The organism is Modestobacter excelsi, from assembly GCF_005930495.1.
GTDB lineage: Bacteria > Actinomycetota > Actinomycetes > Mycobacteriales > Geodermatophilaceae > Modestobacter > Modestobacter excelsi.
Window position 1 is genome coordinate 14,630 of the sequence record NZ_SJEX01000021.1, and the last position, 12,785, is coordinate 27,414.

At 69.3% G+C, this 12,785-nt stretch carries 12 protein-coding genes and 1 pseudogene; 4 read left to right on the forward strand and 9 right to left on the reverse strand.

The window, feature by feature from the left end:
* Positions 1-42 precede the first annotated feature (42 nt).
* From FHL80_RS09565 to FHL80_RS09590, 6 genes and pseudogenes are all read right to left on the reverse strand, one after another.
* The gene (locus FHL80_RS09565) at positions 43-795 is read right to left on the reverse strand and encodes an alpha/beta fold hydrolase (RefSeq protein ID WP_138733195.1); all 753 of its coding nucleotides are present in this window, start codon (positions 793-795) and stop codon (positions 43-45) included.
* Between the two features lie 159 nt (positions 796-954).
* Positions 955-1,551, reverse strand: a complete 597-nt coding sequence (locus FHL80_RS09570) for a maleylpyruvate isomerase family mycothiol-dependent enzyme (protein ID WP_138733196.1) — start codon at positions 1,549-1,551, stop codon at positions 955-957.
* Positions 1,548-1,988, reverse strand: a complete 441-nt coding sequence (locus FHL80_RS09575) for an SRPBCC family protein (RefSeq protein ID WP_138733197.1) — start codon at positions 1,986-1,988, stop codon at positions 1,548-1,550. The genes FHL80_RS09570 and FHL80_RS09575 overlap by 4 nt, the downstream gene beginning before the upstream one ends.
* Positions 1,985-2,344 carry an ArsR/SmtB family transcription factor gene (locus FHL80_RS09580; RefSeq protein WP_246078578.1) on the reverse strand — a complete coding sequence of 120 codons (360 nt, stop codon included), beginning with the start codon at positions 2,342-2,344 and terminating at the stop codon, positions 1,985-1,987. The genes FHL80_RS09575 and FHL80_RS09580 overlap by 4 nt, the downstream gene beginning before the upstream one ends.
* A gap of 239 nt (positions 2,345-2,583) precedes the next feature.
* Positions 2,584-3,112: pseudogene (locus tag FHL80_RS09585) on the reverse strand (transposase); the annotation flags it as partial.
* A gap of 788 nt (positions 3,113-3,900) precedes the next feature.
* On the reverse strand, positions 3,901-4,257 hold the full coding sequence (locus tag FHL80_RS09590; RefSeq protein WP_246078579.1) for a winged helix-turn-helix transcriptional regulator: 357 nt from the start codon (positions 4,255-4,257) through the stop codon (positions 3,901-3,903).
* A gap of 131 nt (positions 4,258-4,388) precedes the next feature.
* Between FHL80_RS09590 and FHL80_RS09595 the strand changes: the two genes are divergently transcribed.
* Complete coding sequence (locus FHL80_RS09595) at positions 4,389-5,255, forward strand: SDR family oxidoreductase (protein ID WP_138733201.1); 867 nt, start codon at positions 4,389-4,391, stop codon at positions 5,253-5,255.
* 1,221 nt (positions 5,256-6,476) lie between these two features.
* On the opposite strand, the gene FHL80_RS09600 is transcribed toward FHL80_RS09595, so the two are convergent.
* The 3 genes from FHL80_RS09600 to FHL80_RS09610 form a co-directional block, all read right to left on the reverse strand.
* The gene (locus FHL80_RS09600; protein WP_216870567.1) at positions 6,477-7,286 is read right to left on the reverse strand and encodes an alpha/beta fold hydrolase; all 810 of its coding nucleotides are present in this window, start codon (positions 7,284-7,286) and stop codon (positions 6,477-6,479) included.
* Positions 7,287-7,478: 192 nt separating this feature from the next.
* Positions 7,479-8,303, reverse strand: a complete 825-nt coding sequence (locus FHL80_RS09605; RefSeq protein WP_138733203.1) for an SDR family NAD(P)-dependent oxidoreductase — start codon at positions 8,301-8,303, stop codon at positions 7,479-7,481.
* A gap of 159 nt (positions 8,304-8,462) precedes the next feature.
* Entirely contained in the window at positions 8,463-9,077 is a 615-nt protein-coding gene (locus tag FHL80_RS09610) for a TetR/AcrR family transcriptional regulator (RefSeq protein ID WP_138733204.1), read from the reverse strand.
* A 103-nt stretch (positions 9,078-9,180) separates the two neighbouring features.
* On the opposite strand from FHL80_RS09610, the gene FHL80_RS09615 reads away from it, so the two are divergent.
* The 3 genes from FHL80_RS09615 to FHL80_RS09625 all read left to right on the forward strand — a co-directional run bounded on the left by FHL80_RS09615 (position 9,181) and on the right by FHL80_RS09625 (position 12,528).
* Entirely contained in the window at positions 9,181-10,014 is an 834-nt protein-coding gene (locus FHL80_RS09615) for an SDR family NAD(P)-dependent oxidoreductase (RefSeq protein ID WP_138733205.1), read from the forward strand.
* Between the two features lie 203 nt (positions 10,015-10,217).
* Complete coding sequence (locus FHL80_RS09620) at positions 10,218-10,577, forward strand: DoxX family protein (RefSeq protein ID WP_138733206.1); 360 nt, start codon at positions 10,218-10,220, stop codon at positions 10,575-10,577.
* A gap of 337 nt (positions 10,578-10,914) precedes the next feature.
* Positions 10,915-12,528, forward strand: a complete 1,614-nt coding sequence (locus FHL80_RS09625; RefSeq protein ID WP_138733207.1) for a family 43 glycosylhydrolase — start codon at positions 10,915-10,917, stop codon at positions 12,526-12,528.
* Positions 12,529-12,785: the final 257 nt, after the last annotated feature.

The following is a 12,785-nucleotide window of genomic DNA, read 5'->3' on the forward strand; positions in this document are numbered from 1 at the left end:
CACGGTCGACTTCGAGGCGGTGTCCTACGACGGCGCTGACTGTCATCGCAGGAATTCCGCGAGGGCGGCGGCAAGGAGAGTGCCGTCAACGGCGTGCCCCTGTGCTTCCAGGATCTGCAGCGTGCCGTGGGGGGCCGCGGCGGCAATCGCTTCCGCGACGCCGACTGCCCACGGGCTTGCACCACCGGCAAGGGCAAGCAAGGGTGCCTCGATCAACTGCAGCCGTTCGGCTGGCACCACCCCGCCGTTGCACACCCTCACGTCGGCCGACAGGGTGCCTGCCAACCTCTCCAGGTGGCCCCAGAACGGTCCGGCCTTCATCTGCTCGACCGCCTCCGGCGGTGTGCCCATGAGGGCCAGGAATGCGGTCACCGCTTCTCCCGACTGGTCGGCGGCCACGAGATCGTCCAGCTGGTCCGCCAGCTCCAGGGTCGGCCCGTCGGTATAGGGCACCTCGTAGACGGCCAGCCCTCGCATCGGGACACCTGCGGCCGCGGCCTCGATGGCGAGCGCACCGCCCGAGGAGTCCCCGAAGACGATCGCATCGACAGCCACGGCGAGAACGGCGGACAGGTCCTCGACTTCCTGGGCCGCGGTGGACGCGGAGGTTCCGCCGCTGTCCCCGCGGCCGCGCCGGTCGTACTCGTACACCGTGTACTCGCGACCAAGGACTGCAGTCAGTTCCCGCTTCGACGTTCGGTCGCCGAAGGCTCCGGCCACGATCACCAGCGGCAGCCCGTCGCCGGAGCAGTCGTAGGCGATCGTGGTCCCGTCGGACGACTGCACTGTCTTCATGTGATCCTCCCGATAGGCGCTGCATCCTGTGGTCTCTCCGGCTGAGTCGAGGAGCTGGCCCGCGCCTCGACGGTGCAGACCTCCGCAGGAGAGGTCTGGTGTTCGCGTACTTCCCTGCGTTCGTTGGGCTCTCGGTGGACGAGTTGTCGACTGAGTGGCTCAGCCGCGAGGCAGGGTCCGGCCGTCGGGCAGGGTGCGGGCGCTGAGGAGCGCCACGAGATCACCGCTGTCGGCCCGCACGACGTCACCGCTGCCCCAGCTCGACTCGGTGTCGGCAGCCTCGAAGCGGACGCCGGTCAGGTCGAGGCCGAAGAGTGCGCCGTTGGCGGCGGTGAGCTGGTCGAGGACGGCGATCACGGCCTCCTTGGGCGCGACTGACGGCCGGTCGAGCGCGACGGTGACGTCGAGGGAGTGGATGACGGCGTGGCTGAGCGCACCGGCCGCGCCGCCGCCCGGTGGCTGCCACGCGTGCAGCAACGGGGAGCGCAGCGCGTCGAGCTGATCGGCGATCGGCAGGGAGGCGTCGCGCGCGGCCACGGTGTCGGAGAGCACGGTGAAGTCGCCGCCGGCCGCTGCCATCTCCGCGCCGAACCGCTCGGGCGTCAGCCGTGCCGGCATCGTCACGTGCGCGACCACGTGCCGGACCTGCCAGCCCTCGCACAGCGACGGGGCGTCCCAGATCTCGGCGGGCGCGCCGGCGAGCAGGTCGGCGAGGCCGTTGCAGGTCGGTGCCACCCAGGACTGCAGGTCGGTCACGGTCGTTCCTCTCGGATGAGGCGGGCGACATGCTCTTCGAGCGCGTCGAGGGAGGTGAGGAAGCCGGCACGGGCCTCCGGCGAGCGCATCGCTCCGGGCACGTGCCGCTGGTGGATGACGACCTCGGTGCTGCCGTTCCCGAGGTCGGTGAGCGTGCCGGTCGTGTGCATCCCGCTGGCCGGCTCGACCCAGGCGAGCCGTTCGGGCGGGACCACCTCGGTGAACGTGGCGACCATCCGGTGGCTGCCGGAGTCGCCGACCATCAGGGTCTCGAAGCGGCCTCCGACGGAGAGTTCGACGACGATGCCGTCCAGCGGGGTGATCGTGCCGCGCGGACCCCAGAACTGCGCGAGCTCGGCCGGCTCGGTCAGGCACCGCCAGACCAGCACGCGCGGCGCGCGCAGAACCCGCCGGTAGACCAACTCGTCGACGCTCACCGCTGCTGGCCGTCCTGCAGGCGAGCCAGATGCGCCTCGAGCCGGTCCATCCGCTCAGCCCAGGCCCGCCGGCTCTCCTCGATCCACGACACCGCAGTCTCCAGCGTCTGCGGTTCCAGCCGGCACGGGCGGGTCTGCCGGTGCCGGCCGCGGCTGACCAAGCCGCACCGCTCGAGCACCCCGATGTGCTGCGAGACGGCCTGCAGGGTCATGGCGTACGGGGCCGCGAGCTCTTTGACCGTCGCCTCGCCCTCGCTCAGCCGGGCCACGATGTCCCGCCGGGTGCGGTCGGCGAGCGCCGCGAACACCGCATCGAGCCGCTCGTCGTCGATGGTGATCGCCATGCGTGTACTCAAGCATCTACTTTATCAAGCGTCAACTGGACTACTCCTCCTTCCAGGCGCGGCAGGAACTGGAACGCCCGGGAGGACTGTTGGGGCGATTGCCGTCGGCGCTGGAGCGGCCAGGAGCGAGTCGGGACAGGGCCAGCTCGAACCTGGCTGGGTCCACAACCCCTCTGTGACGTACGCACGTCGAGGTGAGTGGCCGGCACGCTGTGAACGCGAGGAAAGGCCAGCGCGTGCAACGTGCCCGTTCAGGCGGGGGCGGCCGGAGCGTCGAGCCGGCGGAGGCCGCCCAGGGCCAGGCCGGTGAACGGGGCCGGTCGGGCCAGGTGCAGCCGGGCCCGTCGGCCGGTTCGGGCGAGACGTCCGGCGATGGAGAGCAGCCGTAGCCGGAGGCGCTTGGTCCCACCGCCGGGCGGCGTGCCCGGTCAGGGCGAGGGTCCGCATCCAGGCCACGAGGTCGGCGGCGTGGGCGACGATGGCGCACCAGATCTGGTTCCGGGCGAAGTCGTGCAGCGCCAGGTTGGTCTGCCCGCTGTCTCTCGCGCAGCGGATGCGGGGCTCGGCGCGGGCCCGGCGGCGGTGCCGCAGCTCGAGGTCGGCCAGCTGCCTGCGGCTGGTACTGGTATCGAACGCGGTGATCCGGTGCCCGCCGTAGTCGGTGATCCGCAGCTGCCCTGCGGGGTGCGGGCGATCCTCGCGCACGATCAGCCGCACTGCGGCCGGCCACCCGGAGAGGTCGAACAGGCCGGCGACCTCGGCGGCCCAGGCGCCGGGCCGGACTCGGCCCGTCGGAGTCCCGGCGTCCACCCCGGGTGGTCATGGAGGTCCTCGGCCACTCGCAGATGCGGACCACCACCGACACCGACAGCCATGTCATGCCCGCGCTGGGCAAGGACGCGGCCGACCGGATGGGGCGGGCGCTGTGGGACTGACGGGGCACCGCTTTGGCGCCACTCGCCACCACGCTGGCACCAGAAACGAGTCAGGCCGCTCTCCGGGATGGAGAACGGCCTGCTCAACGGGGTGGAGCTGAGGGGACTCGAACCCCTGACCCCCACACTGCCAGGCCGACCTGACGGCGTTCGCCGACGTTCGCGGATGTCCGGAAGGGCCTGGTGAGCAGGGAGTTCACCGCTTGGCCGAACGACGGCGAACGAGCGCGAACCAAGATCGATCTGACCCAACTGCAACCAGAACTGCAACCAGATACGCCACTCCCTAGCTCGGCTCAGAATCCTGACAGCAGTCGCCGGTGGAGCGTCGTGGGGATGCTCGACGGCCGCGGGCATCGCGCCCGATGGAGTGATCTCAACGGCTGCTTGGACCGACGCCGAGGTGTCGTTTCGTGGGTCGAGACTGGCGGCAGCGTTGACAGCAGCCTCACGAGCAGGACGCCGAACGCAGCGGGCGCGGCCATGAACAGAGCGGTTGCCTCTGCCAGGGCTGTGACGGCGGCCCCTAGGTCCACCCAGCGAACTCCGCGGCGAGGAGCGCGACGCTGCGCTTCCTCTGGGCACTCACCGGCGAGTGCTAGTGGTGAGAGGTGGCGGACCTGCAGATTTGGGTCAGGTCGCCGTGGAGTTCTGCCCGGCGATGATGTCCTGTGCATTCTGGATGGCCCAGGCAGCGAGGGGAACGAGCAGCGCGCTCAGCTCGTGGCCGCGGTCGGTCAGGCTGTAGTCCACGCGCGGCGGGATGATGGCCTGGGCCTGACGGCTCACGAGACCGTCTCGCTCGAGGGTCTTCAGGGTCTGAGCCAGCATCTTCTCGCTGATGCCGTCGGCACGCCGGCGGAGGGTGCTCCAGCGCTGCTCGCCCTCGGACAGGGCGATCAGTAGGAGAAGGCCCCACTTGCTCGTGACGTGTTCCAGCACTGTCCGACTGGGGCAGCCCGCCAGGAAGACGTCGTCGGTGGCGATCACGGGGGTCGCGGAAGAAGTACTAACTGCCATGCATGCACCTTACTTCAAGGTGCGTACTAACTCTCGGGAAGCAAGTCGTGGGCGCAGAGATTGTGACCAGTGACCACGTACGAACCTCGAGAGGAAAAACCATGAGCATCGTCATCACCGGCGCGACCGGCAAGCTCGGCCGCCACGTCCTTCAGGTGCTGCTGGAGCGCAACGTCCCCGCGGAAGAGATCGTCGCCGCAGGCCGCTCCATCGAGAAGCTCGAGGACTTCGCCGCCCAGGGAGTCCGGGTCACCGCGATGGACTACGACGACCCGGCCTCCGTCGCCGCGGCCCTCGCCGGTGCCAGCAAGGTCCTCCTGATCGCCAGCTCCGAGGTGGGCAAGGATCGGCCGGGTCAGCACCGCACCGTGATCGAGGCCGCGAAGGCGGAGGGCGTCGAGTTGCTCGCGTACACCAGCAACGCGAACGCAGACATCAATGCGACGGTGCTGGGAAAGGACCACAAGGCGACCGAGGCGATCCTTGCGGACGCCGGAGTCCCTTACACCCTTCTGCGCAACGGCTACTACTTCGAGAACTGGACCGATCAGATCCAGGGAACCCTCGCTCAGGGTGCGCTTGTGGGTAGCGGCGGCGATGGCCGGGTCAACGCGGCCACCCGCCGTGACTTCGCGGAGGCCGCCGTGGCCGTCCTGCTCGGCGAGGACCAGGCGGGCAAGGTCTACGAGCTCGGCGGCGACGTCGCTTTCACGCTGACCGACTTCGCTGCGGAGATCACGGCCGTCACCGGCACCACCGTCGTCTACAACGACCTCCCCGCCGAGGAGTACGTGGCCCTGTTGACCTCGTTCGGCCTCCCGGAGGCCTTCGCGGGGATCCTGGCGGACTCGGATCAAGGACTCGCCCGCGGCGACCTCCTGGTCGAGGGCGATGACCTCCGCACGCTCATCGGACGACCGACCACCACCCCGGCAGACGCCGTGCGCACGGCCGTCGCCGCCTCGTAGCGTGGACATCGCTGTCATCGGCGCCTCTGCCGGCGTCGGAATCACGACCGTGCACGCCGCGCTGGCCCGCGGACGCAGGTTGAGCGCCCTGTAGCGATCGGTCGACGCGTAGTCGACCGGCGAGGACCTGACCGTCGTGTAGGGCACCCCAGATCAGCGGACGACGTCCGCCGAGGGACCGTCGATGCGGACGCCGTTCTCATCACCCTCGATATAAGAAAGCTCGGTGCGACGACGCTGTTCAGCGACACGGCGTCCGCTCTTGGAGGCGATGGCAAGGCGAGAAGAACCAGTGGTCGTGGTGACCGGGTTTGGGGCTGGCGACAGCGGTTCGTCCTGCCCATTGCCCGTTCCTAGCGGCCGACGTCTTGGCGGCGCGCCGACGGTCCGGACGCGAGAAGCGGGAGGGGGGACGGCGATCGATCGCCGCCCCCTCTCCCGTTGTTCTGCCGCGGGACTCGAAACGAACCCACGGGGGCTCGTGACCGCGCGGGGGGTCGGTCTCGTGTTGTCCCGGCGATGGCCCGCGAAGCCGCCGACCGGATGAGCGCCCTGCTGCTGCCAGGCGAGGGTGGGCAAACTGCGACCAGAGACGACTCAGGCCGCTCTCGCAAAGGAGAACGGCCTGGTCATTCGGGTGGAGCTGAGGGGACTCGAACCCCTGAGCCACACACTGCCAGGGCGGCTTGAGGGGGTTCGGAGGCGTTCGTCGAAATGCATATCCGCAGCTCAGGCGCCCGCGGAAACTATGGCGAACCCTCTCGAACAGCCCTGAACGACGCGCGTTGGCCACCAGCGTGGCACCACGACGGCCGCCTGACGCGACGGTTTGAGGCGTGCACTTAGCGTCGCGGAGCGGGGCGGGCTGGGCCGCATCGGCCGGAGAACCCTCCGGCCGATGCGTTGTCGGAGCCGCAATTCGCCCCCAACCAGCGGTTCAACATCATCCGCTCACTGCCGGTGCGGCTGACTGTCGCGTGAGGTCCCGGCGGGCACCAGGTGGTCTCCTCCGCGCCCGGTACCTGCCGCAGCCCACGCGCTGCTCGCACACTCACAGCCCAGGACCACCTGGCGCGAGGCACCAGTCCCAACGAGCCACCTGGAGGACCCAGAGAGTCGGATGGACAGGACCGGGCAGAACTGCGGGAGCCTGCGTAGTCGTGCGGGCTATCTGTCAGAGCCACCGCGCGTGACCGGCGGCAGAAATGTTGGCGGTACGGCTCATGCCAGCGCGTCTTTCGAACCGAAAGCAAAGGTGATCACGTCGGCGACGAGCCGGTCCCCCTCCTCGAAGGTGAGCATGTGACCGGAGTGCTCGTACACCTCGAAGCGGGCCCCGGGGATGCCTCGGGCGAGCTCTTCGCCGGCTTCGGGCGGGTTGAGGCCGTCAGCGCGTCCAGAGATGACGAGCGTCGGCGCCGCGATCGCGGCCAGGTGCGGGCGCAGGTCGAACCCAGCCAGGGATGCCTCGACTGCGGCGCGCTCCTCGGCACTGAGTAGAACCTGATCCTGCAGTGTTGAGTTCAGGATCTCCTCGCGTCGCTGCGGGGAGGTGGCCGGTGACCACAGTGCGCCGGCCATGAACGTGAGCATCTCCTCCGGAGCTGCGGTGACGAGGTCGAAGCCCTTCCGCTGGGCGTACGCCGCCACCGACGACGTCGTGCCGTGGGCTTTGGGGACGATGAGCAGCAGTCGTGAGGTTCGGGAGGGGTCCAGGATGGCCGCCTGGGCAGCGATGTAGGAGCCCATGGAGACCCCCATCAGCGTTGCCGACTCGTAGCCGAGGGCAGCGACCAGCTCGTTGAGGGTCCGGCCCTGGTCAGCGAGGCTGAACTGACTGGGGTGTGCGGAGTGACCGTGGCCGAGCATGTCGGGGGCGATGACGCGGAAGCGGGCCGCCAGTGCGGTGGCCAGCGACTGCACCGCCGACGAGTCGCTGTAGAGGCCGTGGACCAGGAAAAGCGGCGGGTTTCCCCCCTCGCCGAACTCCCGGTAGAAGACCGACGAACCGTTGATCTCGACTGTTGTCACGCGCGATCCCCTCCGATGGACGTAACGGCGCACCGTCCGTGGTTCTGGGGTGCATCCAGAATGAACCAAGCGTCGATCTGTGGACCAGCAAGCCCGCACCACGCCGGGGCCGGCCGTCTGCGCTGCTTTGGACTCAGCGGTCGGGTTGGCCTTCGATCGAGATGCCCGACCGCCCCGTCCCCCGTTGTCAGGTCAGGACGTGACGAACTGAGCGCTGGTGTCCCAGAGCTTGGTCGCCAGCGCTGGGTCGTGGGCCAGGTCGTTCGTCTTAGCGATCTTCTTCTTCTCGTAGTACTCACCCGACGTCCAGGTGGTGCCAGGGGTGCCTTCGGCGAGCCAGGTTAGTGCCCTGCCTCCTTCGTCCGCGCTGATGAGGAGCAGGTGCTTGAGCGGGGTGTTGTAGATAAAGCGCATGCCGCTGGTGGTGTCGCTGGCGAAGCTGGTAGCGACGTTGCCGGGGTGGAAGGCGACGGTGGAGATGCCCTGGTGGTGGTAGCGACGGTGGAGCTCTTTGGTGAACAGGATGTTCTCCAGCTTGGCGTCGCCGTAGGCCCGGGTGGGCGTGTAGTTCTTCTCGTTCCCCAGGTCGTCGAGGTCGAGCTTGCTGAAGGACCGGGCAGCGACGCTGGAGGTCTGGATGACAGTGGCTGAGCTGCTGATGAGGGTGGGCAGCAACAGGTTCGTGAGCAGGAACGGCGCGAGGTGGTTGACCTGGAAGGTCTTCTCGAACCCGTCCGTGGTGACCTCGCGGTCGCCCATGATCCCGCCGGCGTTGTTCGCCAGGACGTCGATGCGCGGGTAGGCCTTCAGGAGCTTGTCGGCGAGGTCTCGGACCTGCGCGAGCTCACTGAAGTCAGCGATGTAGGAGTCGGCCTTCAACTCCCCCGCGATGGCCTCGGTCTTGGCCTTCGACCGGCCGACGATCACGACCTTCTCGCCCGCAGCCGTCAGCTGGCGGGCTGAGGCAGCACCGATGCCGTCGCTGGCGCCGGTGATGATGATCGTTCTGTTGCTCATGATGTCCTCGCTCGGTTCGTCTGATGGGGAGGGTGTGCTGCCTTGGTGGATCGCGTCCGATCCAGCGACTGGCCGGTCGGTTTCTGCGACCGTGTGATGCCGCGGGTCGCAGACGGCCTGGGTGATGGGACGATGACGATCACCGCTGGATGGCCCTGCCTAGCGGTCGAAGGTCCACAGCTCTGTCATGGCCCGGTCGAGCAGTCCGTCCAGCGGTTGGTCACTGAACTGGGTGGCGGTCCGGCGGGCTGCTGCCATGCAGGCGAAGGCCGCGCCCACGATGGCTTCGGGTGCGGGGTCGGTGCTGGCCCGAGGGCGGCCGGCCTGCGCCTCGCGGTTTCGGACGATGGTGGCGATGCCGGTCTGGATCTGGTCCAGGCGCTGCAGGTAGGCGGCGTTGAGGGCGGGACTGGTGGACACGATGCGCTCCATCTCCTCCATCCGGGCGCTGTTGTCCCTATCCCCGGTATAGGTGACGACGTCGTCGAACATGCGTCGCAGTGCGGTCCACACGGGCTCCTCGGCCGGCCGGGCGGCGAGGCTGGCCTGCAGCTGCTCCCCCAGGAGGTCGTACTTCCCCAGCACGAGGTCTTCCTTGGAGGCGAAGTAGCGGAAGAAGCTGCGCTTGCTCAGGCCGGCCGCCTCGGTGATCGAGTCGACGGTCGTCGCCTCGTACCCGTGCTCGACGAACAGCCGCTGCGCCACGTCGACCAGCTCGGCCTGGACGGCGCGACGCGTGCGTTCCCGCAGCGACAGGTGCAGGTCTTCGGCCATGGGTGCCAGCCTACACCCATACGCGCAAGTGGCACTTGGTGTCAGATTAGGCGTACGGTGCGAGCAGTCGTCAGAGGAGAGCTGACGTTGACAGAGGAGTGACATGTCCAAGGTCTGGTTCATCACCGGCGCTGGCCGCGGGTTCGGCTTCGAGTTCGCCAAGTCCGCCCTCGAGCGGGGCGACAAGGTCGCTGCTACGGCCCGGGACACCGCCGCGCTCGACGGGCTGCTGTCGGCGCACGGCGACGCTGTGCTGCCCCTTCGGCTCGACGTCACGGACCGCGCCGCCGCGTTCGCCGCCGTCAAAGCGGCACACAAGGAGTTCGGGCGGCTCGACGTCGTGGTGAACAACGCCGGCTACGGCCTGTTCGGCGCGGTCGAGGAGATCACCGATAGCCAGCTCCGAGACCAGCTCGAGGTCAACCTGTTGGGAGTCCTCCACGTCACCCAGGCCGTGCTGCCGATCCTGCGGGAGCAGGGGGCCGGCCACATCATCCAAATCTCGACCATCGGGGGTGTGGCTGCGTTCCCCAGCCTGGGCGGCTACCACGCCTCGAAGTGGGCCCTCGAAGGCCTGACGGAGTCCCTCGCCCAGGAGATCGCCGGCTTCGGCATCAAGGTCACCCTCGTCGAGCCCGGCGGCTACGCCACCGACTGGGGCGGCAGCAGCGCCACCCACGCGGTACCGCAGCCGCAGTACGACGGCCTCCGCGCCGCGATGGCCGAGCAGCGCAGGAACCCGGCCCCGGGCTCGATCGGTGACCCGGTCGCTGCGGGCCAAGCGATCCTCAAGCTCGCCGACGCCGAGCAGCCCCCGCTGCGGGTCTTCTTCGGCAGCTTCCCCACCCAGATCGCCCCGCACATCTACCAGCAGCGCCTGCAGACCTGGGAGCAGTGGAAGTGGCTGTCCGACGAAGCCAACGGCGCCCAGCAGTAACTCCCCCGCCCGTCCACGACCCATCGGCCAGACCCGCAAGTCTGGGCCCCTGGTCTTCCTGCGAACAGGACCCCATGAAATGACACCGACCGACCCTGCTCCATCCATCCCGAGCGGCACCGTGACCGGCGGCTCCGGACCGGAGCTCACCCGCAGGGCGGCGGCCCCGCTGACCGCAGCGCTGCGGCGGGGGTGAACTGAACATGGATGTCCTGCGGATCGTGCTCAGCGTCGTCCTGGCGCTGCTGCTGCTCAGCACCGGAGGCGGCAAGCTGGCAGGCATCAAGTCCTCACTGCAGATCCGCGACAGCCTGCACCTCGGCGCCGGACAGTGGAAGGCGATCGGCGCAGCCGAGATCCTCGTCGTGATCGGGCTGGTGGTGGGCATCTGGGTGCCGGCGCTCGGCCTGGCGGCCACCATCGGCGTGATCGTCCTGATGGTGGGCGCGATCGCCGTCCGGGTCCGCGCAGGGGGAGAGCAGCGATCCCGGGGTGTCCCCGCCGACGCCGTCGTCCTCGCCGTCGGGATCGTCGCCGCCATCGCCAGCGCGGCCAGCCTCTGAGCCCCGGTCGGGCGCGGGCCGCCGCCAGCAAGCCAGCCTCAGCGCGGTCTGCGTGGTCCAGGAACCAGGCCGGCAACGACCGGGAGTTCTTAATCCTGGCCTCTGCAGATGCGCAGGGCGGGCGACGTGCAGCCGCGGTGTCCCAGACCCACCGCGGTTTCGCCCGCGACACGCTCACACCACCACTCGTCCTGGCCTTCGCCCGCGGGTGGAAACTCATGAGTGTCGGACGGCGTCATCGACCCGATCGAGAGCGACCGCTGACGCTGTCGCTCACCGATGCAGCGGCGCCGGGGCGGTTCTTACCCCAGGCCGCGCCGACGAGAGGACGCTGGCAGTGACCATCACCTTCCGGGGCCTGCCCCTCGGCTCCGACGAGCGGTCGGTGAATCCGTTCCTGCCGAGCAACGAGTTCATTCCCGACGGCGAGCCGCGCGTGTTCGGCGAACGCGTCTACCTCTACGGATCGCACGACGTCGCATCGTCGCCGACGAGCATGTGCGCGGGAGACTACATCTGCTACTCCGCGGCGCTGGACGACCTCGCGACGTGGCGGTACGAGGGAATCATCTACCGGCGGCTGCAGGACCCGTACATCCGCAGCATCGCGCACAAGCGCGACCGGCTGGGCACCGTGCACGGGCTGTTCGCACCCGATGTCGTCGAGGTCGACGATACGTACCACCTGTACTACGGCGTCGGGACGTCGCGGTCCGGCTTCGGTATGGCCACCGCCACGTCGCCTGCGGGGCCATTCGAGTACGTCGGACGCGTGCGGTACCCCGAGGCTGACCGGCCGGACGGGCGGCGGGACGACCTCGACGGCATAGACGACGGAGACCGGGCGTTCGGAGAGGGCATCGGGATGTTCGGCCGGCGCTCGAGCGAGTACGCCTACGACCCTGCGTTGCTCCACCACGACGGGCGCGTCTTCCTGTACTTCGGATCGTTCAACTGCTCCGTCGTCGAGCTGGACCCGGCCGACATGCGTACCGTCATGCGGAACGCCGAGACGGGCGAGTACGTGACGCCGATCTTCCGGCAGGGGATGCTCGGGGCCGCACGCGCCATGGCGTCGCGCCGCCGGCGCTGGACGTCGTACATGAACGGCCCGTCGATCCGCTGGATCGACGGGCGGTACTGGTTGTCCTACTGGGCCGTGGGCGGCGAGAAGTTCTTCGGCATGTACCACGCGGTCGCCGACAATCCACTCGGGCCGTTCGAGCCGGCTGGACCGCTCGTCTCGCTGGGCAACGCCTGGAAGAACGCCGGCCCGGGCCCGACCGACCGGATAGGCAACACGCACGGCGGCATGTTCGAGGCAGACGGCACCTCGTACCAAGTCTACCACCGGCACACCGCCGACGGCCGGCAGGCCTGCGCGACCCCGCTGCAACGAGCGCCGCACGGCGGTTTCGAGCAGGCCGAGTACACCTCGCGAGGCCTCGACCCGTCCGACCTCGACGCGTTCCGGACCTGGCCGGCCTCCATCGCGTGCCACCTCACCGGACCGCGCGGGCTACCAGGCCGGTCCCGGCGTCCGACCGTCGTCCTGCGCGAGGACGCCCGTGGCACAGAGGACGAGTCGGGGCGGCGCACGCTGCAGGTCGTCAGCAACACCCACCGGGGTGGGGTCCTCGGGTTCAAGTACCTCGACTTCGGCGCCGCGGTCGCCCACCGGACGGTCCTGATCGAGCTCGACGCCCGCAGCACCGGCCGCCTCCTGGTCTATCTCGACGCGCCCGTCGGCACGCCGGTCGCGGCGGTGCCGGTGACCGCTCCTGCCGTCGGTGCGGGATGGACGACCCTGGAGGCGCGCACGGCGCCGGTGGCCGGCTCGCACGCGGTGTTCCTGCTCTTCGAGCCCGACCGCGGACAGCTCGGTGACGTCTCCTTCTTCGGCTTCGGACGCGACGACGAGCCCGTCGCTGGCCGGCCGCTGTCGCCCTGAGGTCCAGAGGCGGGTGCAGAGCAGGTCATCAGGCCGGGTCCCGCACGGCATGTGGCCGGGTGGCGGCGTGGTGATCGCTCCGCTGGAGGGGCCTGTCGGCAGACCAATGGGACGCCGTCGAGCGGCAGGCGTGCACGTGGGCCCACATCTGTGGATCGGAGTCGCGCTGTGCACGAGCAGTCGAGAAACGAAGACCCGCGCGGGGCATAGCTGGAGACCTACCGGAGAAGGTCAGGAGCAATCCCTCAGCCGAGCCT

What these genes read in the sequence shown, in the direction of transcription:
- FHL80_RS09565 (WP_138733195.1), bottom strand. Translation starts at nt 795, where the DNA reads ATGAAGACAGTGCAGTCGTCCGACGGGACCACGATCGCCTACGACTGC.
- FHL80_RS09595 (WP_138733201.1), top strand. Translation starts at nt 4,389, where the DNA reads ATGAGCATCGTCATCACCGGCGCGACCGGCAAGCTCGGCCGCCACGTC.
- FHL80_RS09605 (WP_138733203.1), bottom strand. Translation starts at nt 8,303, where the DNA reads ATGAGCAACAGAACGATCATCATCACCGGCGCCAGCGACGGCATCGGT.
- FHL80_RS09610 (WP_138733204.1), bottom strand. Translation starts at nt 9,077, where the DNA reads ATGGCCGAAGACCTGCACCTGTCGCTGCGGGAACGCACGCGTCGCGCC.
- FHL80_RS09615 (WP_138733205.1), top strand. Translation starts at nt 9,181, where the DNA reads ATGTCCAAGGTCTGGTTCATCACCGGCGCTGGCCGCGGGTTCGGCTTC.
- FHL80_RS09620 (WP_138733206.1), top strand. Translation starts at nt 10,218, where the DNA reads ATGGATGTCCTGCGGATCGTGCTCAGCGTCGTCCTGGCGCTGCTGCTG.